Here is a 19,524-nt window from a genome sequence, read left to right on the forward strand (position 1 = left end):
GGCACCGGAAAGGCCAATCACACGTGATAACCGCCAAGCGAAGGATCCCGTTGAGCTATCTCGGCAAGCGGCTTGTGCATGTCGTCCTGACCGTGCTGGGAATTGCCATCATCAATTTCTTCCTGTTGCAGCTTGCGCCAGGCGATGCGGCCGATGTGCTCGCAGGTGAGGCGGGCACGGCAGACCCCGAGTATCTGGCCAATCTGCGGCGGGAATTCGGTCTCGACCAGCCGATGCTTCATCAATTGTGGGCCTTCCTCCAGCGGCTCTTCATGTTCGATTTCGGCTATTCCTACAGACACAATATGCCGGTTTCGACGCTTATCTTCGAACGCATTCCGGCGACGCTCATTCTGGTCGGGAGCAGCATCGCCATGGCGCTCGTGTTCGGCATCCTCTTGGGTGTCGTCGCCGCCCGGACGGCAGGCCGCCTTCCCGACAAGCTGATCTCACTCGCCTCGCTCCTCTTCTATGCGACGCCGCCTTTCTGGATCGGGTTGATGATGATCGTGGTCTTCTCGGTCAAGCTCGGCTGGACGCCGACCGGCGGCATGTCGGATATCATCAGCAACAAGACGGGCCTTGCCTATGTGCTCGACGTGATGCGGCATCTGGCGCTGCCAGCCATTACCCAGGCCGTTTTCTATCTCGCCATTTATACCAGGCTGGTCCGGGCCGGCATGCTGGAAGTGTTGAGCTTGGAATATATCCGTGTGGCGCGCGCGAAGGGCATTTCGGAAAACCGGATCGCCTATCATCATGCATTGCGCAACGCGATCTTTCCGCTCATCACCGTGGCGGGCACCAATCTCGGCGCGTTTCTCGGCGGTGCGGTGCTTACGGAGACTGTGTTTTCCTGGCCCGGTGTCGGCAGGCTGATGTTTGATGCGATGTTCCAGCGTGACCTCAACCTGCTTCTCAGCATCCTTGTGCTTTCCTCGATTTTTGTGGTGCTGGTGAATCTGGCCGTCGACCTGCTCTATGCCCTGATCAACCCCACTGTGGAACTTCGGTAATGCCGCGTCTCGTTGCAATTTCCCGGACGATTTTCTCCAACTGGACGCTCGCCCTCGGAGTTCTCCTGCTGCTCGCGATCATACTGATGGCGTTGAGTGCGCCTTATGTGTTTCCAGGCGATCCTTACGACATGGTCGCACCGGCGCTGACATGGCCGGGCACCATGCCGGAAGTACCGCTCGGCACCGATAGTCTCGGACGCGACATTGCCGCCGGCATCTTCCATGGCGCGCGGGTGTCGTTGATGGTGGGCTTCATCGCCGTCTGCTTCGCGCTTGTCATCGGGATCCTCGTCGGCTCTCTTGCCGGTTACTACGGGGGATGGGTAGACGACGTGCTGATGCGCGTGACGGAGCTTTTTCAGACCATCCCGCAATTCATGCTGGCAATCGTAATCATCGCGGTGCTCGGCACGTCCATCGAGGCGGTGGTGATGTCGCTCGGCATCGTTTCATGGCCGACGGTGGCCCGCCTTGTGCGCAGCGAATTCCTCATCCTGCGCGAGCGTGCCTTCGTCCACAGCTGCCTGGTGATCGGCATGAGCGATCTGAGGATCATCTTCACCCAAATCCTGCCCAACGCACTCTCCTCCATAACGGTGATGTCGAGCGTGCTGATGGCGACCGCGATCCTGATGGAATCCGCACTGTCCTTCCTGGGCTTCGGTGATCCCAATGTGATCACCTGGGGCACTATGATCGGCATGGGGCGAGGCCAGATCCGCGATGCATGGTACATCATCGCCATCCCGGGCGCGGCCCTTCTGATCACGGCACTCGCGCTCAACCTCGTGGGCGAGGGGCTGAACGACGCGCTTAATCCGCGCCTCAGAAAACGGGAAGTCTGAGCATGAACGGCACGAACCTCCTCGATATCCGCGATCTGCGCGTCAGCCCCAGGGGGATGACCGAGACGGCCATCCTGCGTGGCGTCACCTTTTCGGTCGCGCCGGGCGAGACGCTCGCCGTCGTCGGTGAATCGGGCTGCGGCAAGTCCATGGCGTCGCTGGCCGTCATGGGGCTTTTACCGCCCGGTCTCGAAAGGCGGTCAGGCGACATCTTGTTTCGCGGCGAGCCGCTACCTGTCGACGATAACACCGCCATGCGCAAGGTTCGCGGCCGGCGCATCGGCATGGTGTTTCAGGAGCCGATGGCGGCGCTGAACCCGGTCTATACGATCGGACACCAGGTGGCCGAGGTCATCCTCGAACATGAAGACATATCCGCGGCGGAGGCACGCCTGCGCGTGGTGGAACTCCTGCGCGAGGTGGGCCTGCCTTCCCCCGACAGGATCATTGACGAATATCCGCACCGGCTGTCCGGCGGCCAGCGCCAGCGCGTCGTCATTGCGATGGCGCTGGCCTGTAAGCCCGATCTTCTGATCGCCGACGAGCCGACGACGGCGCTCGACGTCACCGTGCAGGCGCAGATCATGCGGCTGCTCAAGAGGGCGCAGAATGAACTGGGCATTGCCATTATCCTCATCACCCACAATCTCGGCCTCGTCGCCCAGATGGCAGACCGGGTGGTGGTGATGTATGCCGGGCACAAGGTGGAGGAGGCTTCGGTCCAGACGCTGTTCGCCTCGCCGCAGCATCCCTATACGCAAGGGCTATTGCGCGCGACGCCGAGGCCCGGCCGCAGGCGGGCAGGAGGAAAGCCGTTGGAGGAGATTCCCGGCATGGTTCCCGCCATAACGGACCCGCCCAGCGGCTGCCGGTTTCGGCCACGCTGCCCCCGCGCCACGCGCGAATGCGAAACGGTGCACCCGGCCGTCAGGCAAGTGGGTGACACGATCGTGGCCTGTCACCATCCCGGACGTCTTGAGGCAGTCCAATGAGCCCGCTTCTCAAGGTCAGCGACCTTCATTGCAGCTTCGACACGACGCGAGGGAAGGTTCATGCCGTGCGGGGCGTCTCCTTCGAAATGCAACGCGGCGAGACGCTGGCGCTTGTGGGCGAGTCGGGCTGCGGCAAGACCACGCTGGCGCGCTGCATCCTCGGCCTGCAGAAGATCGAGTCCGGCGACGTGATGCTCGACGGGCAGACAGTGAGCGGGCTATCGCGCCGCCAGTTGCGGCCGCATCGCGCGGCTATGCAATGCGTGTTCCAGGATCCGTTCTCATCGCTCAATCCACGCAAGCGGGTGGAGACGCTCATCCGCGAGCCGCTTGACCTGCACGGTGTGGGAACGGTGGCAGAACGCCGCAAGACAGTGCTCGAACTCATGGAGCGGGTGGGCCTGCGGCCGGATTGGTCGAGGCGTTTCCCGCACGAGTTTTCCGGCGGCCAGCGCCAGCGCATCGGCATCGCCCGGGCGCTCGCGCTCCGGCCCAAGCTCATCATCTGCGACGAGCCCGTTTCTGCGCTCGATGTCTCTGTGCAGGCGCAGATCATCAACCTGCTCTATGAGTTGCAGCGCGATTTCGAGGTGAGCTATCTCTTCATCACCCATGACCTGACACTGGTCGAGAATTTCGCCGACCGCGTGGCGATCATGTATCTCGGACAGATCGTGGAGGTCGGCAAAGCGGGGGAGATCTGGCGCAATCCGCAGCATGAATTCACGCGTACGCTGATCGAGGCGATCCCGGTTGCCGATCCGAACGTGCCCATGCGTGGCACGAGAACCTTCTGTGATGCGCGCGTCACTGTCGGTGGATCATCATGATTTCAACCTAGCTTCCTGCCGGAGGGGCTGCGCGCGAGGTTACGCGACCGGCAAAATCCTTCATCAATTGTAGGTGCGGTTAGGTTGACATCATAATGCCCGCCGATGGTGCCCAAATCGGCTTCGAGCACGGTGTCTGGCAAATCCGCAAGCGGCCGCATTGTCCGCCGCTGATCGCTACGAAGCCGCTGTTGGCTCCGCGCAACTACCGGCAAGCTGAGGCCGGTACGATTGGGCTGGTGTTTTGCTCGTTTGCAGATCGGACGTCTGTTTGAGACGTGCATGCAGTCTCAGCCCGAGCACTGCGCCGAGCATCTGACTTTCATTATGATCCGGATAAGGCACCTATGATCCAGACAAAGAGTGACAATGTGGGGATGCAGAACAGGCTCGAATAAAGAAGTACCGCAGCATTCTCGCGCTCGCCTGCATTGTATCGCATCGCAAAGAGCACCAATATGGTACCGGCTGGCAGGCCGAGGGCGGGGACTGTCTCAATTACCAGAGTATGCGGCGCACCAATGGCTACGAGCATTGCCAGGGTAGCGCCAGGAATGACGAGCAGCCTGGCGATGGTCGTCACCACGGCGGCCTTGTTGAAGCCGGGGCGTTGCGCTTGCAGGATAACGCCACATGCGAACAGTGCCACGCCGCTAATTGTGTTGCCGAGCAAGCGGCTTGAGGCGACAATTTGCTCTGGCAGGTGGATTCCACTCAGCACCACCACAATTGCCAGCAATGGCGCCCAAACGATCGGCTGCGAAAATGCATGCTTTAAAGCTCCTATTGCCGCCTGGCCCACCGTGGCCCCGGGTTCTCGTTCGCGGGCAAGGACAAGCAGAACCAGGGTTAGCGGGACTGTGACGATGTTGCTGATTAGCGCCCCGACAAGCACCACGATGCTCGCCTTATCGCCAACCAGCGAGGTCAGAATCGGCAAGCCGCTAATGACGGAAGGGGTGGCAAATCCCAAGGCCTGCAAAACCGACTCGGCCAATGGGCGCCGGAACAGCCATCGCGCGCAGAGCAAGGCAACCAAATATGGTCCTAGAGTTGCGCCTAGAAGTACGACGACCAGTGGCCAGTAATCCAGGAGAATATCGAGAGGGAGTACGGCCGTGCTGGTGAACAAGCTCAGCGGAAGAGCATAGACGAGCAGCATGCGGCCGAATGCATCGGCCGCCCTCATATTTTCGTCGTGATGACCTGGGCCGCTTTCCTTTATCCGGAGCTTTGGCAGCAAGCGGCATAGCTCAAGTTACGTCGCGTTTTATTGCTGCGTCCGCGCGGTTCACGCCCGCTACGGCAGTACCGGAGTTTAGGGCACGCTAGGGGCTTGGAGTGGATAAGCAAGAACTCGCGGCGTTGGCCCATGGCTGCTGGTGCGACTTTGCTCAACGAGAAGCCTTCTACGAACGAGCTATATGGGAGCCGGGCGTTTCACGACCTCCCGCGGTACAGCAGAACACGATGCTTTGAATGGAGAGTGCGTGTTTGTGGCTGCCAGCCGGCCAATACGCCGAACGCTACCGTGAGCACGACCGGCAGCATCATGGAAACCATGGTGACTATCATGTTTGCCTCTGTAGGCCAGGTTCCTAGACTGCAGAGGTACCGGCGGTGGCTGCCGGCCCGCGTTTCTCTCCGATATCCCAATAGAGACCCGCCATCAGTTCGGCTGCAGAGCGGTTGAGGGAGATGAGAGTGTTTTCGTTCGGCGCATGCTGCTGGTCGTCCGGATAGCCATGTGGGATCCAGATGGCTGGATGCCGAGGATATCCGTGAAGATATCATTACAAATAGAGCCGCCCATCTGTGGAACGATTGCCGGCTCGGCGGCACACGACCGCTTCAGTGAAGCGATGACAAACTGCACCCAGGGATTGTCCGGTTCTGTCCTCGTAGCCTTGTCAAAGGCGGCGTATTGTGAAGGAGGATTCACGACCTTCACCATGGAGAGGCCGTGCTCGTCCAGATGTGCTTCTGCAGCGCGGGTAGTATATTCTTCGCGTCCGTCCCGGCTACAAAGCGCATCTGGCAATTGGCAACCGCCTTCGCCGGGACTGCACCGACCGGATGCTCCGGTGTACCGGCTAAAAGCGCGAGCACCTGGAAAACATTTGAGGCATATACGCGCTCCGTCGGCGCGAAATCATCCTTATGCGCGGCTACCAGTTGGGCAAGACCTGGCGTGCCCACTTCCTCGCCCGTCTCGAGCATGAATTTGACATTGAAGCCGAACCGGCCGCCTCGTTCGGCTAATACGGCTTCAAGAGCCGCCATATTCAAGGTGTGTTGACCTTTATTGTCAGCAGCGCCCCGGCCGTAGAGCTTATCGCCGACATGCGCGAGGACCCATGGCCCGTTGCCTTCGGTCCATTGTTCGTCGAGCCCCGGCTGAACATCACCATGGCCGTAGCCGAGCACCGTGGGGAGGCTTGGATCTTCTATCCGCGTCGCAAGCAGAACGGGTGGCTTGCCCTTAACAGGATTGTCATAGATGCGTGTTGTGAAGCCCATGCGCTCGAACGCGGGAGCGATCTCCTCTTTGAGATAACGGTAAAGGAGGGGCAAACTGTCCGGAATCTTCTGGCTTTCGGTTCTAAGGGCAACGCGGCGCGCGAGATCCTTCTCGAACGTGCCGTTTTCGACGTAGGCTAGGGCGCGCGCGATTGCGCGATCTCGCCCTTTCTGGGGGCTGCTCGTCATGAATTTCCTCTTATCTCGTTTGGGAGCACTTAATTCGCCGATGGTCAGCATCAGCGGAAACGGGTTTACAGCAGCGCTCAGACGCAACCGATTTCTTGTGCTGGATTAGTATAAATCTCAATATATGTCCGATTGATGTGGCGTGGTACGAAATAAATATTCAGAATATGTGTGAGCATGATGAAAATAAACCATAAGAAATTAAATAATGCTTGTGCATGTTTCCTCTATCAATGTCCGCCAATGAAATGCGGTAGAGGACTTCAGCGTGGAAGGGTTTGAATAAGGCCAGCCATTCCTTGCCACACGATCTGAACGCCGATGCACAGGAGGATGAAGGCAGCCAAACGCAAGAGCACGTTGCCACCATTTCTCCCCAAAACCCTCTTCAATCCCCCTGCATATCGATAAGCCAGATAAACGGTCAGGCAAATCGCACCTATTCCTGCGATGACCCCCATATCCTGTGAGACAGCGCTACCAAGCCCGTTGAGATGATTGGGTTCCCGACCACCCAAAGCCATCGCGACGGCAATCGAACCGGGGCCGAATGTAAGCGGTAGCGTTAGCGGATAGAATGCCAGATCCATCTCCCCATTTTGAGAGTCCCGGCGCGCCGGTTCTTTGTCATTAAAGTTGTCATCACCGTTAAGCAGGCGCCACCCCATCATGGTGATGACAAGGCCGCCGGCAAGCCGCAGGGCAGAAAGCGAAATGCCAAAAAAGGCCAGGATATATGACCCCGTAAAAATCGCGCAAATGAGGAGCAGGAACCCACTTGCGGCGACTCGTAGGGCAAGCTTGCGGCGCACCTCGGGCTCACAGCTTCTGGTTACGTTTAGAAAGATCAGAGCTGCGCCAGGCGGATTTATGATGGGAAACAGCGCCGCATACGTCATGAAAAATGCATTTATAACATTGTTCACGCAACACCTATCGTGACGTTCTGGAGGAGATGATAATGTGTTTCTAATGGATCGGGAAAATCAGCTTTGAGTGAATAAGTGTGAGATAGCCTCGCTCATAATCAGCGTATCATCGGTTCTCATCTGGTCAGATGGACATAGAGCGGGATGCGGAACAGGCTCGAACAGAGAGATACCGCGGTGCGCCTAAACGCCGGCGTATCGCTCGTTTATTGCGCTATAAGGTTTTAACATTCATTCATAACACCAAAGCAGCGTATACACGCACGAATTATTTCGACGAAATCCTCCTTGCGCTTAGCAACCCATTTCTTGGAGCACCTTTGGAACATGCGAAGCTCCCAAATTCCGTCTACCTCTCAGCCGTCTCCAAACCAGCCATCGGACTGTTCAGCACCGTGTTCCAGACGACAAACCGGAGTGTCACCGGGCGCTGAAGGAGATTCGCAGTCCATTGCAGGTCGCACGCCTTCTCCTTTTTCCGACCTTGATTTCTCGGCGCTTTCGCCTTTGCTCGAGGCAGATGCAGAAGCAAATGAACGCTTCTTTTTGGACATCATTGCGGAAGATTTTTCGGAAGGGGGACCCGAAGATTCGCCGTTTACGGCTGGGCCCCAAGGCAATCCTCCAACAGGGGCAGGTTCTACCAATCGCCGGCCCGCATTTATCTTAAATTTTACCGCTGATCTACTTGAGCTTGCGTCACAGCAGATCGGAAGCGGGCCCGGGAAGGTAAGCCGGGCGGATTTCGCGCATCAACACAAGATCCCAATGTGGGCGCTGCGTCTTTTCGTGAAAGCTGATGGTAACCTAACGGTGACTGGTCAGCAGAGACTGGCACAATTGCAGGGCACTCTCACGTTGCAAGAAGTGACCCCTCAATTGCTCGAACTTGCCTTGCAAGAGATAGGGGAGGGTCCGGGACGAACGAGCTTATCCGACTTTGCTACAAAGCATAGCGTGTCTTACCTCGCCTTGCGAAGGTATATAGATCGCGGATGCAAGCTGAAGCCAAGAGGCGAACTAATGATGACCGGTGCATCTGAGCCAGGCTTGAGTAGATTAACGCCTGAGTTGCTTCAGAATGCCTGCCAAGTGATAGGGAAGGGCCCCAACCAAATCAGCTTGCCGCAATTTGCCAAGGAGAAGCGTCTCCCACTTTCTTTACTCCGCGCTTATGTGAAGGCAGACGGCGGCTTGACGTTTTCAGGAAAGCAGAGGTTAGAAAGATGCCGTGGAGAGGCAAAGTTTAGAAAAATGGATGAAGGACTGTTGAAGCTCGCTTCGCAGTCCATCGGACGTGGGCCTGGAAAAGTAACTCAAACGACATTCGCTCAACAACATGGTTTATCACTCGTAGCGCTCCGACGTCGTGTAAGAGCCGACGGCACCATCGTTGCACTGAAGCAAAAATCAGTCACCGGGCCGCGCCACACGGCAGACCACGGTGTACGCGAGCGCATCAATGGCGTGAATGAAGCCGCAAAACGCTTGCTGATACCAGGCGAATGGAATTTTCCCCATGCGGATCAGCTCTTTACTTACGCGTTTGGGATGTTTGCGCACGACTACGGAATAAGATTCCGCGTAGAGACCCCTCGCTATTCAATTGATGTCGGTGATCAGGGAGCGCCCTTTGCTGGGGTTCTTCATTTGAATCAGGGTCACTACACCGTTCGCCTTGGTGATGCGGGTTATGATTTTCCTCCGGATGGCGACTGTGCTTTCCATGCAATGCATTTGCTTCGCTTGCACGCCCAAGGCTACGGTCTTGGTGAATACGTGGTGGGCGCCCGTCGCCCTGATGGGTTGTACCAACTATCCCTTCCTGAAAGTCCCCAATCAATCAGGCAGACGATCGGGGCGATGAGAATTGTGGCTGCTGAACATGCGATGCGCAATGCAGGGGCGCTTGCCGAAACAATTGCCTCGGAAGGTGCAGAAGGTCGTCAAGCTTCTTGAGGACGATTGCCGGATCCAGCGAATGCGCGAGAGTCCGATCTTGGTCGCGCTCGCCAACAGACGGCTCGCATGAATAGACCGCTTCGGGCGGCGCTCAAAAGGTCGGTGGCGTATTGACCCAAAGGATGCGAGCCTCGCTGTCGCCTATGTTGCGGTAGCTGTGGGCGAGCGCGGAATCGAAATAGAAGCTGTCGCCTTCCCCGATTTGGATGGAGTGATTTTCGACCGTGATCTCCACCGACCCCTTGAGGACGAAGCCGAATTCCTGCCCGTCATGGCTGATAGGTTCTAGGCTGCCGCCACCGGGCGCGATGACATGGATGTTGATTTGGAGAAGCTGGCCGGACGATCCGGGCACCAGTCGCTCCAGCGTGACTTGATTCCCGGCACGGCGGTGGCCGGTGACGAGTTTGGGCCTGTTGCCGCTGCGGATCACCGTAATCGGCAGGCTGTCCTCCGGGGAGGTGGCGAAGAGCTCGCTCATATTCATGCCGAGCGCCCCGACCAGCCGATGCAGCGTGGCCATGGAAGCCTGCGAACGGTTGTTTTCGAGCTTGGACAGATAGCCTTCCGTGACGCCGATCCTCTCGCCCACTTCGGAGAGGCTTAGGCCGAGCATAAGCCGGGCATGTTTCAGTTTTGCTCCGATCTTAAGTGGTTCGTCGCCTTGTCGTTCACGCGTCACGATCACATCTCCGCCCGCCGTGCCCCTCAAAGAGGAGCGCCAGCATGTAAAAGAACAGCTTGCGCGAGGATCTCGCAAGCGGTTGCGATATGATCGGGGTCCGACCATTCCAGAGGATTATGACTGATGCCGTCGCGGGACTGCACGAAAAGCATGGCGGTCGGCAAAGACGTCGCCAGGCTGCTCGCATCGTGCATGGCGCCGCTCTGCAGCGAAACGGGCTCAAGCCCAAGGGCGCGGGCACACTTCCACAGACGCTCCCGACATGTATGGTCAAAATCGACTGGCGCGACCCCCATGGTTTGCCGGATGCCCACACGAACATTTTCCTGCGCCTCCACTTCGGAGATGACTTCGACCATCAGCCGCTCGAATGCGTCGAGAACAGGCGAGGAGCCATGGCGCACGTCAATATGCAGCCTGGTACTGCCCGGAACCGTGTTCTGCGAATTCGGGCTGACCTCGACACGGCCGACCGTGAAGCGGATATTCTTTTCCAGGGAAATGGCACCCTCGCGGAGCCGCAAAGCGAGACTTGCAGCGGCCATGAAGCTGTCGCTTCTGCCGTCCATCGGCGTTGTGCCGGCATGGGCGTCCTGGCCATGGAATTCGATCTCGAACCACCTGACCCCCTGGACGCCTTCGACGATTCCCACGGGAGCTTTTGCCAATTCGAGTACAGGCCCCTGTTCTATGTGAAGCTCGTAATAGGCGAGGGCCTCGAAATCCAGGAGACGCTGGCCGGCATAGCCTATCCGGCTCAACTCGGAAAAATAGTCCGCGCCTCCGGCTCCTTCGATGGCGGCTTTGTCCAGCGCGCCGATGAAACCCTTCGATCCGGTCAGGCCTGGCTTGAAGCGCACGCCTTCCTCATTCGTCCAGTTGACGACGGCGATAGGGTGCTCGGTCTTGATACCCGCATCGTTCAGCGCGCGCAGGATTTCCAGCCCGGCCAAAACGCCCAGCACGCCGTCGAATCGGCCGCCATGAGGTTGTGTATCGAGGTGGCTGCCGACCAGGATCGCCGGGGCGTCATTTCTCAAACCCGGCCGGATAGCGAACATATTGCCGAAAGGATCGACACGGAGAACACAGCCCGCGTCACGACACCAGCGGGCAAAGAGATCTCGCGCCCGCCGGTCCTCGTCTGTCAGCGATAGCCGGCAGCATCCATCTTCGGCGATCGCCCCGATGCAGGCCATTTCCATCAAGGTGGACCAAAGTCTGTCACCTTTCGTCAGGGTCCTTTCCATGTGCTCTGTGCTCCCGCAGCTTGGTGAGGGGAATGGAAGAGGGGTCTTGCAAAATCCTGATCTTGGCAAGAATTCCCAAGTATTTCGATCAGATTGGGACTTCTGCCGTTCAGCGGATGTTATCACGCTGTCCGCAAACGGCACCGGATGAAAATGCGGTCGAGCATCATTTCCAAATTCCAGTGCGGCTTCGCTTTGCAGACAACGGCGAACTGGTCTTACGGGAATGCAAGGGTAATCCTCCACATGCTGGGTAGAGGGACAATTCCTATTAGTCAAGGTATATTCCTAAGCTCTGGAACTGCACTTTTCAAGAAAATTTTGAGGGTTTTCAATTATTTGGCTATGGTGTTGGCCTGCTATTTCCGCGCGCAAAATTTCTTCATATGTTTTTTAGGAAAGAAACTTGACACCGCGCTCATGAAATTTCATGGTTCGAGCTTCGGATGCGAGGGGGAGATGGATGCATCTGTCGGCGGGGAGCGATGAAGTTCGGTGGCGAGGGGATTGGAAGGGCGATCCATCGATCCGGCATGGTCTGCTTGAGGACAGTCCTTAATCCAGAAAGGCTGCTTAGCCCTCCTTTATGAATTTTTGCAACAAGATTAATATTTTCATCTGTACTCCAGAATTCAGTTCATTTGTAAATTATTCTTAGATGACAGAAATCGCGAAGAAATTCTTCGCTTGGGGAGTTTTTGGAGGAACAAGAATGCCCAGCCACAAGAATGAGGCTTCTCGACTGTTTAATGTCGAACTTTCCCCGGAAAGTGCGACCGGAACTTGGAAAACCTGGAACCTACTGGCCTGGTGGATGTCCGGCTGGCACAGTTTGGGCGGATATACGATGGCCATCGGCCTTTTCGCGCTGGGGCTGGCCGGCTGGCAAATGATCGTCGCCTTCACGCTTGGCATCGTGGTGCTCTATTTCACCAACAATCTCAGCGGCGTTGCTGGGCAGCGCGTGAAGGTGCCCTTTCCCGTCTTCGCGCGCGCCAGCTTTGGCGTGTACGGCGCGAACATCCCGGCCATTCTGCGAGCGATTGTCGCTGTGGCGTGGTACGGCATCCAGACCTATCTGGCCTCGGCCGCGGTCATGCTGCTGGTCATCAAGGTCATCCCGTCGTCAAACGTGCTGACACAGGACTCGATCCTCGGCCTGTCTTCGCTGGGGTGGATTTGCTTCCTGGTGCTTTCGCTCGCCCAGCTCGTCGTGCTCTCCCGCGGCATGGAAGCTGTCCGTAGGCTCTCTGACTTCGCCGGTCCGGCGATCTGGGTGGCCATGATCGCTCTTGCGATCTGGATACTGGCGCGTGCCGGCTGGTCCATCGATTTCAGCTACCGCACGGTGGAGGGAAACAGCGGCATTATTGCCATGTTGTCGGCGATGTTCATCACCGTCTCCTATTTCGCCGGTCCGACTCTGAACTTCGCGGATTTCACCCGCAACGCTCCCGACGAGCAGATGGTGCGCCGTGGCAATGCTTGGGGTCTGCTCCTGAACGCGACCGCCTTCGGCGCGATCTCGATCGTCATCGCCCTGGCATCGGTGAAGGTGTACGGGGAGGCTATCCACGATCCGATCGTGCTGCTGAAGGACATCGACAGCATCGCGATCCTGCTGGTGGCGATCATCGCAGTGGGAACCGCCACGGCCGGCATTAACATCATTTTGAATTTCGTCGCGCCGGTATACGACATCATCAATGTGTGGCCGCGCCATTTCACCTTCCGAAGGGCGGGTATCCTGGTCGCGCTGCTCTCCGTGGTGATAACCCCTTGGAACCTGTTTTCGAACCCGGTGATCGTCAATCACTTTATTGGCGGCGTGGGCGCGCTGATGGGGCCGCTCTACGGCATCATCATGACGGATTATTACCTGGTCCGGCGCGGCGTTATCGATACCGATGCCCTCTTCGAGGATGGACCGTCCGGCAAGTACTATTACAGCAACGGCTACAACATGAAGGCTGTTTCCGCGCTGCTCGTTTCCGGCGCCATCACCATCTGTCTGAGCATCGTGCCTTCGCTGGGTGTGTTTGCACCCTTCGCCTGGCCGGTCGGCGTGGCCGTGGGCGCACTGGTCCATTGGCAGCTCAGCAAGAGCTATAGCCGCTCAGCCGAGGCCGCTGCCGCTCGGTAACGATCTCCGGTCAGGATGGATCATGTCCATCCTGACCGGACCGGGGTTCGCAGCCGAATTTAGCCAAAGAAAGGGAGGATTGGACATGACGCGTATCGTCAAAGCGGCATCGGCGCAGATGGGGCCAATTCCCAAGTCGCAGACCCGCAGGGACGCGGTCCGCCGGCTGGTCGAAATGATGCGCGAAGCCAAGGGCAGGGGAGCAGAATTGGTCGTCTTCCCCGAGCTCGCCTTCACGACCTTTTTCCCGCGCTGGATGATCGAGGATGAGGCCGAGCTCGACAGCTATTTCGAAACGGAGATGCCGGGGCCGGAAACTGCCCCGCTCTTTGAGGAGGCCAAGAAGCTAGGTGTTGGCTTCTATGTCAGTTATGCCGAGTTGGTGAACGAGGGCGGCAGACGCCGCCGCTTCAACACCTCCATCATCGTCGACCAGAACGGCGAAATCGTGGGGAAATACAGGAAGGTCCACCTGCCCGGCCATTCTGAACCGCAGCCTGGACGCGTCCACCAGCATCTGGAGAAGCGCTATTTTGAGCCCGGTAACCTAGGCTTCGGCGTTTGGCGGGCGTTCGGCGGGATCATGGGCATGTGCATCTGCAACGACAGGCGCTGGCCCGAAACCTATCGTGTCATGGGGCTCCAAGGCGTCGAGATGGTGATGCTCGGCTATAACACGCCCTTCGACCATACGGGCCATCCCGATATCGACGGGCTGACCAGCTTCCATAACCACTTGTCGATGCAGGCCGGCGCTTACCAGAACGCCACCTGGGTCATCGGCACCGCCAAATGCGGCAAGGAGGAGGGGTCGAGCATGGTCGGGCAGAGCGTCATCGTGGCGCCCTCAGGCGAGATCGTGGCCATGGCCGCCACACTGGAAGACGAAGTCATAACTGCCAATTGCGACCTCGACATGGGCAAGCGCTATCGGCAGACGATCTTCGATTTCGCCCGCCATCGCGAGCCCGAGGCATACAGGCTGATCGTCGAGCGCAAGGGCGCCATAGAGCCTCCCGAGAAATGATCGGCTCATGACGGGCGGGGCTCCCCAAGCAAGTTCACAGCAGAGGTTGATAGCATGTCGAAGGTAATCAAAGGCGGCACCATCGTCGCGGCGGATCGCAGCTACGAAGCCGATATCCTGATCGAGGGCGAAAAGATTGCCGCCATCGGAGAAGGCTTGACGGCTGAAACGGTTATCGATGCCGAGGGTGCGCTGGTCATTCCGGGCGGCATTGATCCGCATACCCATCTGGAAATGCCCTTCATGGGCACAACGACCGCCGAGACCTGGGAGAGCGGCACCTATGCCGCGCTCTCGGGCGGGACGACGCTTGTGGTGGATTTCGTCATTCCCGGCGAAGACGGCATGCTAAGGGCACTCGATATCTGGGAAGAGCGCGCGGCACGGCAGGCCTGTGGCGACTATTCCTTCCACATGTCCGTCACCGGCTGGTCGAAGCAGATCTTCGACGACATGGCCACCGCCGTGAGCCGTGGCGTCAATACGTTCAAGCATTTCATGGCCTATAAGGGCGCGTTGATGGTGAACGACGACGAGATGTTCGCCTCCTTCCAGCGCTGCGCCGCACTCGGCGCCCTGCCGCTCGTGCACGCCGAGAATGGCGACCTGATCGCAGCACTTCAGCAGAAGTTCATGTCGTCGGGCATTTCCGGCCCCGAGGCGCATGCCTATTCGCGCCCGCCCGAGGTGGAAGGCGAGGCGACCAACCGCGCCATCACCATCGCCGACGCCGCCGGCGTTCCGGTCTACATCGTCCACGTCTCCTGCGAGCAGGCGCACGAGGCGATCCGCCGCGCCCGGCAGAAGGGGATGCGGGTCTTCGGCGAGCCGCTCATCCAGCATCTGGTGTTGGATGAAAGCGAATATTTCAACCAAGAGTGGGATCATGCAGCCCGGCGCGTCATGTCGCCGCCATTCCGGGACAAATCGCATCAGGCGTCGCTCTGGGCCGGCCTTCAGTCCGGCTCGCTCCAGGTCGTGGCGACCGACCATTGCGCTTTCACCTCGGAACAGAAGCGCCTGGGTCTGAAGGATTTCACCAAGATCCCGAACGGGACCGGAGGGGTCGAAGATCGCTTGTCGATGCTTTGGACACACGGGGTTGAGACCGGCAGGTTGACGCCTAACGAATTCGTCGCAGTGACGTCGACCAACATCGCCCAGATTCTCAACATCTATCCGCGCAAAGGCGCGATTCTGCCGGGCTCCGACGCGGATCTCGTGGTTTGGGACCCGAAGGCATCCAAAGCGATCAAGGCGTCGACCCAGAAGTCGATCATCGACTACAACGTCTTCGAGGGGATGGAAGTCTTCGGCCTGCCGCGCTACACGATATCGCGTGGCGACGTCGTTTGGGGCGAGGGCGCGAACGAGCCGAGGCCGGGCCGCGGCAAACATATCAAGCGCCCGGCTTTCCCAGCCGTCGCCAAGGCGCTTACGGCATGGAAGGAGCTTACCGCGCCACGCGCCGTCAATCGTTCACCGGAACACATGCCGATTGGTGTGTGATCGCCAAGCTGTCCTGTATTTCGATCCGGAGCGGCTGCTCTTCTGCCGCTCCGCTTTCGGAAGGCGAACGTGCTGAACCGTCTGGTCAGCCCGTTTTGTTTCCTCAGGCCTCTGGCCGGGCATCCCGCAATCAATGATCGACGCCTCGCGAGTTGGCGCGGGTGTCATTTGAACGTGTCCGAACCTAAAAGTGCGGAGAAGCAGAAAAATGAAAACAATAAAGATCGAAGCGGGTGGATACAGCTTCCAGGCAAAGCTCGAAGAAGGGCTTGCGCCGAAGACCTGCGCGCTTTTCCTTTCCCTGCTGCCGTACAAGGAGCGCATCATCCATGTTCGCTGGAGTGGCGAAGGTTGCTGGATTCCGCTGGGCGACACCGACTTCGGCGTGAGCTTCGAGAACGCGACCAGCTATCCGGCCCCCCGCCAGTTCATCCTCTATCCGGGAGGATACAGCGAGACTGAGATCCTGCTCGCCTATGGCGGGGTGAACTTCGCAAGCAAGATGGGGCAGCTTGCCGGCAACCATTTCCTGACCATCATTGAAGGTCAGGAGAATCTTGCCGAACTGGGCAGGAAGGTTCTCTGGCAGGGCGCGCAGGACATCGTGTTCTCCCTATAGTCGGCCTGCCTGCTTGTTCTGAGCTCCTTCCAGAAAAAGGTCGGAGAGCTCACCTTCTCCAAGCTGCCGAGGAGCGGTTCGGCGGTTTCCAGAACCCGAGAACTGTTGCTCAGGAGGGCCTTCATCGCGCGAGGAGCGACCCACCCCGCCCCGCAGCCGAGCGGGCCGGTGTTTCAATCCACGCCCTCGCGTGAGGAGCGACCATTTCAGCATTGAGGGGCGGCTGTATCGCGTGAGTTTCAATCCACGCCCTCGCGAAGGGAATTGCGAAGATGATCCGCTCGAGGCCGTGCCGGCGCGCGTGATCGAGGGCGAAGCCGAGCGAGGCGAGCGTCTTGCCGCCACCCGTCGGAACCGTCAGCGTGAAGAGGCCGGTCGGCTCGCCCGCCCTTGCCCTGACATGGGTAAGAATCTCGGCGCGCAGCGTGTTGACGCGCGATGGGCTGCTCGTGGCCTGCTTTTCCGCCATATGGGCATCGAAGCGGGCGACCAACCCGTCGATAATCGTGCTGAGTGCCGGCCATTCGCGATCCCGCTGCCGCCCCTCGATCCGGTCGTAAAATGCTTCGGTGTCGCGGAAATCGGCATCTACCAGGCAGGAGAAGATCATTCGTCCAAGGAAGGCGAGTTGAAAGGCCGCACGCTCCCTATCGAGAGCCAGGGGCGGCATGAGGCCCGAGGCGTCCGGCGCAAGCTCGTCACGCCATTGCGCGTCGAGCGGATCGAGCGTCTTCTTCAGCCGCTCGGAAAGCGAGCCGCCTGCGCCGATGCGATCAGGTAACCCCGCGTGATGGCCGGCGATCGCATAGGCGATGATTTCGGCCATGATGCGGTCGCGCGGATCGGTTGCAAGCTCGCGGACGACGACCGCTCCGGCGGTGGAATGGTCAACCGGCTCGCCGCCCGATAGCCGCGCCTGAAAGGGAAGGGTGTACTTTCCGAGATCGTGCAGAAGTCCGGCAAGCCCTGCCGCGTTTCCGGCACCGAACACGCCGCCGAAGCGCTGAGCAAGGCGCGCAACACCTTCAAGGTGTTCGCTCAATGGTTGCCATTGCGATGGCGGGTTCTCGCCCGCCGAATGCGCGTAAAACAACGTCCATCTCCCCGCCGATGCAACCTTGGATTCAGGATGGTTGTATGTCAAGGTTCTCGCATGAGGCACGGGTTGGGCTGATAAACGCGTGCGGGCGACCGCTGGCCACCACGTGGCCTGCCTTTTTGCCGACCGGGCCGCAGTGCGTCCTTCTCACCCACTCAAGATCTGCCGAGGACCTGATGCGCATCACTGCTGTCGAACCTATCCTCCTGCGCGGCGAGGAAGGTTACGCCTCGCCAGCCAGCGGCGCGGAAGCCACGGACAATGACGACCGGCAGTTGCTGGTGCGCATGGCAACCGACGAGGGGGGCTGGGCGGACGTGGAGACCCTGGCGCCGGGCGCCGTCGCCATCATCGCCGGGCAGGGCATGGACGCTCGGCTTCCACACCCTCTCACAGATCCTCGTCGGCAAAGATCCGCTCGACGTCGAGCGCCTGTAGGATAAGCTCTATGTCGGCAGCGCTTATTACGGCCGCCGCGCATCGCCATGCACTGCATTTCCGCGATCGACAATTGCCTGTGGTCGACAAGGACGCAGGCATCCGTCCTGCCGCTGGCGCAGCTTTTGGGCGCACGCCGCCGCGACAAGGTCATGGCCTATACCTCGACGCTCTTCCGCTCGACGCCCGAAGGCATGGCCGAGGCAGCGCAAGGCTATATCGAAAAGGGCTTTCGTGCCGTGAAATTCGGCTGGCGCGTGTTCGGGCAAGACCCCGGGCGCGACCGCGAGCTTGTCGCCGCGGCACGAGAAATGCGGGCGGCGTGGTGGCGCGCTTTGCGCTCGGCACCAGCTTCCACCTGTTCGACGATCCCGAGCAGGGGCGGCTGATCGAGCAAACCGCCCGTTGGTTCGGCACGCCGACGGTGATCGTCTACCAGAACGAGGGGCCCGGCCTGCTGCCGAGCGAGCGGAGCGGCTCGGCAGGATCACGATCGGTGCTGAGCTCGGCTGGAGCATCCGTGCAGCCGGACGGGGTGCGCTATGACCGGCATGGTATGCTCGCAGCGACGATCCATACGGGGCAGCTGCGCGGCGAGATCACGCCCATCGACCATCACCGCGACAACACGCAGGTGAAGGCGGCCATGGTTGACCGCGCCTGCTTCACGCCTTCTCCTCTCCCGTCTCCGGCCATTACGAGCCGCTCATGCCCTGCGGCGAGCGGGTGAAGGAAGGCACGGTCGTCGGGCTCGAACACATCGATGCGGAGGCCTGGCCGGTACGGGCGGGGGTGGATGGCGTCGTGATCGCGCAGGCCTGGGGCGCAAGGATATGGCAAAGTCAGCACGTGGTGGTGACCGGCCGCATCCTGCCTTGGCTGGAGTAGCGCAACAAGGGATGTAAGCAGTAGGCGAGAAGAAGCAGGCAAGCTGTGCAGTAGCGAATGTCGGCCGCCAGGATTCCTACAGCCTCACTTGCGACGGGGCTGGGCTTTCACTGATCGAGAACGATACGATTCCCGCAGTGGGTGCCAGCGCTAGGCGCTCCTGGTCAGATCCACCGGCGACTACGTGCCCAAGGGTTGAGCCATTGATATCGCCCTCGCGATTGGCTCGGCTCTGAATCCCGGTGTGTTGTCGGCAGGCAGAAAAATCCGGACTCGCCCAACACTTGAAGACGACCGCACACTCCTCGATCGCATGCATCTCGACAAGGAGATCTCACAAGCAAATCGTCGCTGTCTATGAGGAATCGTGAGTGCGGTAACCCGACCTGTTCTAGAATGCAGCTCGAGGCGCCATCCGGGACAATAGCTCTGCAGTTCTCTTCTTTACTGCCGCGCTCGAAGTTCGGATCAAACGCGGTTTTGCAGATGCTCGTAGACCGATGCGAGATGTTGGCGCATCGCCTGTTCTGCGGCAAAGGGATCGCGGTCGGCAATCGCTTCGAACACTTTCTGATGCTGG

The 19,524-nt window shown here is 59.3% G+C and carries 20 protein-coding genes; 13 read left to right on the forward strand and 7 right to left on the reverse strand.

The genetic code is table 11. The annotated features are described in order from the left end of the window. Nucleotides 1-26: 26 nt before the first annotated feature. From CHEJ32_RS0122290 to CHEJ32_RS25765, 4 genes are read left to right on the forward strand one after another with little or no spacing between them, the layout of a single operon-like run. Nucleotides 27-1,016, forward strand: coding sequence for an ABC transporter permease (locus CHEJ32_RS0122290; protein WP_028035758.1), 990 nt, complete (start codon nt 27-29; stop codon nt 1,014-1,016). Then, on the forward strand, nt 1,016-1,864 hold the full coding sequence (locus CHEJ32_RS0122295) for an ABC transporter permease (RefSeq protein WP_034658985.1): 849 nt from the start codon (nt 1,016-1,018) through the stop codon (nt 1,862-1,864). The genes CHEJ32_RS0122290 and CHEJ32_RS0122295 overlap by 1 nt, the downstream gene beginning before the upstream one ends. A 2-nt stretch (nt 1,865-1,866) precedes the next feature. Next, entirely contained in the window at nt 1,867-2,856 is a 990-nt protein-coding gene (locus tag CHEJ32_RS0122300; protein ID WP_051469851.1) for an ABC transporter ATP-binding protein, read from the forward strand. Next, nucleotides 2,853-3,686, forward strand: a complete 834-nt coding sequence (locus CHEJ32_RS25765) for an ATP-binding cassette domain-containing protein (RefSeq protein ID WP_051469852.1) — start codon at nt 2,853-2,855, stop codon at nt 3,684-3,686. Before CHEJ32_RS0122300 ends, CHEJ32_RS25765 begins: the two co-directional genes overlap by 4 nt. A 325-nt stretch (nt 3,687-4,011) precedes the next feature. Here CHEJ32_RS25765 and CHEJ32_RS0122310 read toward each other — a convergent pair whose 3' ends face one another. The 3 genes from CHEJ32_RS0122310 to CHEJ32_RS0122320 form a co-directional block, all read right to left on the reverse strand. Further along, entirely contained in the window at nt 4,012-4,848 is an 837-nt protein-coding gene (locus tag CHEJ32_RS0122310; protein WP_198023907.1) for an AEC family transporter, read from the reverse strand. 785 nt (nt 4,849-5,633) lie between these two features. Continuing rightward, nucleotides 5,634-6,395, reverse strand: coding sequence for a M20/M25/M40 family metallo-hydrolase (locus tag CHEJ32_RS0122315; RefSeq protein ID WP_028035762.1), 762 nt, complete (start codon nt 6,393-6,395; stop codon nt 5,634-5,636). Nucleotides 6,396-6,658: 263 nt separating this feature from the next. Beyond that, nucleotides 6,659-7,321, reverse strand: a complete 663-nt coding sequence (locus tag CHEJ32_RS0122320; protein WP_028035763.1) for a MarC family protein — start codon at nt 7,319-7,321, stop codon at nt 6,659-6,661. Nucleotides 7,322-7,831: 510 nt separating this feature from the next. On the opposite strand from CHEJ32_RS0122320, the gene CHEJ32_RS27270 reads away from it, so the two are divergent. Next, nucleotides 7,832-9,283 (forward strand): hypothetical protein, encoded by a 1,452-nt coding sequence (locus CHEJ32_RS27270; protein ID WP_156936777.1) that lies wholly within the window; start codon nt 7,832-7,834, stop codon nt 9,281-9,283. Nucleotides 9,284-9,377: 94 nt separating this feature from the next. Here CHEJ32_RS27270 and CHEJ32_RS0122335 read toward each other — a convergent pair whose 3' ends face one another. Both CHEJ32_RS0122335 and CHEJ32_RS0122340 read right to left on the reverse strand, forming a co-directional pair. Continuing rightward, on the reverse strand, nt 9,378-9,968 hold the full coding sequence (locus tag CHEJ32_RS0122335) for a cupin domain-containing protein (protein ID WP_028035765.1): 591 nt from the start codon (nt 9,966-9,968) through the stop codon (nt 9,378-9,380). Nucleotides 9,969-9,994: 26 nt separating this feature from the next. Next, nucleotides 9,995-11,221, reverse strand: coding sequence for a M20 family metallo-hydrolase (locus tag CHEJ32_RS0122340; RefSeq protein WP_028035766.1), 1,227 nt, complete (start codon nt 11,219-11,221; stop codon nt 9,995-9,997). A gap of 712 nt (nt 11,222-11,933) precedes the next feature. On the opposite strand from CHEJ32_RS0122340, the gene CHEJ32_RS0122350 reads away from it, so the two are divergent. The 4 genes from CHEJ32_RS0122350 (at nt 11,934) to CHEJ32_RS0122365 (ending at nt 16,519) form a co-directional block, all read left to right on the forward strand. After that, nucleotides 11,934-13,364: an NCS1 family nucleobase:cation symporter-1 gene (locus CHEJ32_RS0122350; protein ID WP_028035768.1), complete on the forward strand. Its 1,431-nt coding sequence runs from the start codon at nt 11,934-11,936 to the stop codon at nt 13,362-13,364. Between the two features lie 85 nt (nt 13,365-13,449). After that, the gene (locus tag CHEJ32_RS0122355) at nt 13,450-14,391 is read left to right on the forward strand and encodes an N-carbamoyl-D-amino-acid hydrolase (protein ID WP_028035769.1); all 942 of its coding nucleotides are present in this window, start codon (nt 13,450-13,452) and stop codon (nt 14,389-14,391) included. Nucleotides 14,392-14,445: 54 nt separating this feature from the next. Then, nucleotides 14,446-15,900 carry a dihydropyrimidinase gene (hydA, locus tag CHEJ32_RS0122360; protein ID WP_028035770.1) on the forward strand — a complete coding sequence of 485 codons (1,455 nt, stop codon included), beginning with the start codon at nt 14,446-14,448 and terminating at the stop codon, nt 15,898-15,900. A 208-nt stretch (nt 15,901-16,108) separates the two neighbouring features. Further along, complete coding sequence (locus tag CHEJ32_RS0122365) at nt 16,109-16,519, forward strand: DUF3830 family protein (protein WP_028035771.1); 411 nt, start codon at nt 16,109-16,111, stop codon at nt 16,517-16,519. A 121-nt stretch (nt 16,520-16,640) separates the two neighbouring features. Here CHEJ32_RS0122365 and CHEJ32_RS25775 read toward each other — a convergent pair whose 3' ends face one another. Then, nucleotides 16,641-17,612 (reverse strand): CRISPR-associated endonuclease Cas3'', encoded by a 972-nt coding sequence (locus CHEJ32_RS25775; protein WP_051469855.1) that lies wholly within the window; start codon nt 17,610-17,612, stop codon nt 16,641-16,643. A gap of 182 nt (nt 17,613-17,794) precedes the next feature. On the opposite strand from CHEJ32_RS25775, the gene CHEJ32_RS0122375 reads away from it, so the two are divergent. From CHEJ32_RS0122375 to CHEJ32_RS26450, 4 genes are read left to right on the forward strand one after another with little or no spacing between them, the layout of a single operon-like run. Further along, entirely contained in the window at nt 17,795-18,061 is a 267-nt protein-coding gene (locus CHEJ32_RS0122375) for a hypothetical protein (protein WP_156936778.1), read from the forward strand. A 42-nt stretch (nt 18,062-18,103) separates the two neighbouring features. Then, on the forward strand, nt 18,104-18,445 hold the full coding sequence (locus CHEJ32_RS26445; RefSeq protein WP_028035773.1) for a hypothetical protein: 342 nt from the start codon (nt 18,104-18,106) through the stop codon (nt 18,443-18,445). Beyond that, nucleotides 18,382-18,786, forward strand: coding sequence for a hypothetical protein (locus CHEJ32_RS25780; protein WP_156936779.1), 405 nt, complete (start codon nt 18,382-18,384; stop codon nt 18,784-18,786). The genes CHEJ32_RS26445 and CHEJ32_RS25780 overlap by 64 nt, the downstream gene beginning before the upstream one ends. Beyond that, on the forward strand, nt 18,765-18,944 hold the full coding sequence (locus CHEJ32_RS26450) for a hypothetical protein (RefSeq protein ID WP_051469856.1): 180 nt from the start codon (nt 18,765-18,767) through the stop codon (nt 18,942-18,944). The genes CHEJ32_RS25780 and CHEJ32_RS26450 overlap by 22 nt, the downstream gene beginning before the upstream one ends. Before the next feature lie 468 nt (nt 18,945-19,412). On the opposite strand, the gene CHEJ32_RS28105 is transcribed toward CHEJ32_RS26450, so the two are convergent. Beyond that, on the reverse strand, nt 19,413-19,511 hold the full coding sequence (locus tag CHEJ32_RS28105) for a hypothetical protein (protein ID WP_371179806.1): 99 nt from the start codon (nt 19,509-19,511) through the stop codon (nt 19,413-19,415). Nucleotides 19,512-19,524: the final 13 nt, after the last annotated feature.

This window comes from Chelativorans sp. J32 (assembly GCF_000518985.1).
In the GTDB taxonomy this organism is placed as follows: Bacteria; Pseudomonadota; Alphaproteobacteria; order Rhizobiales; family Rhizobiaceae; genus Chelativorans.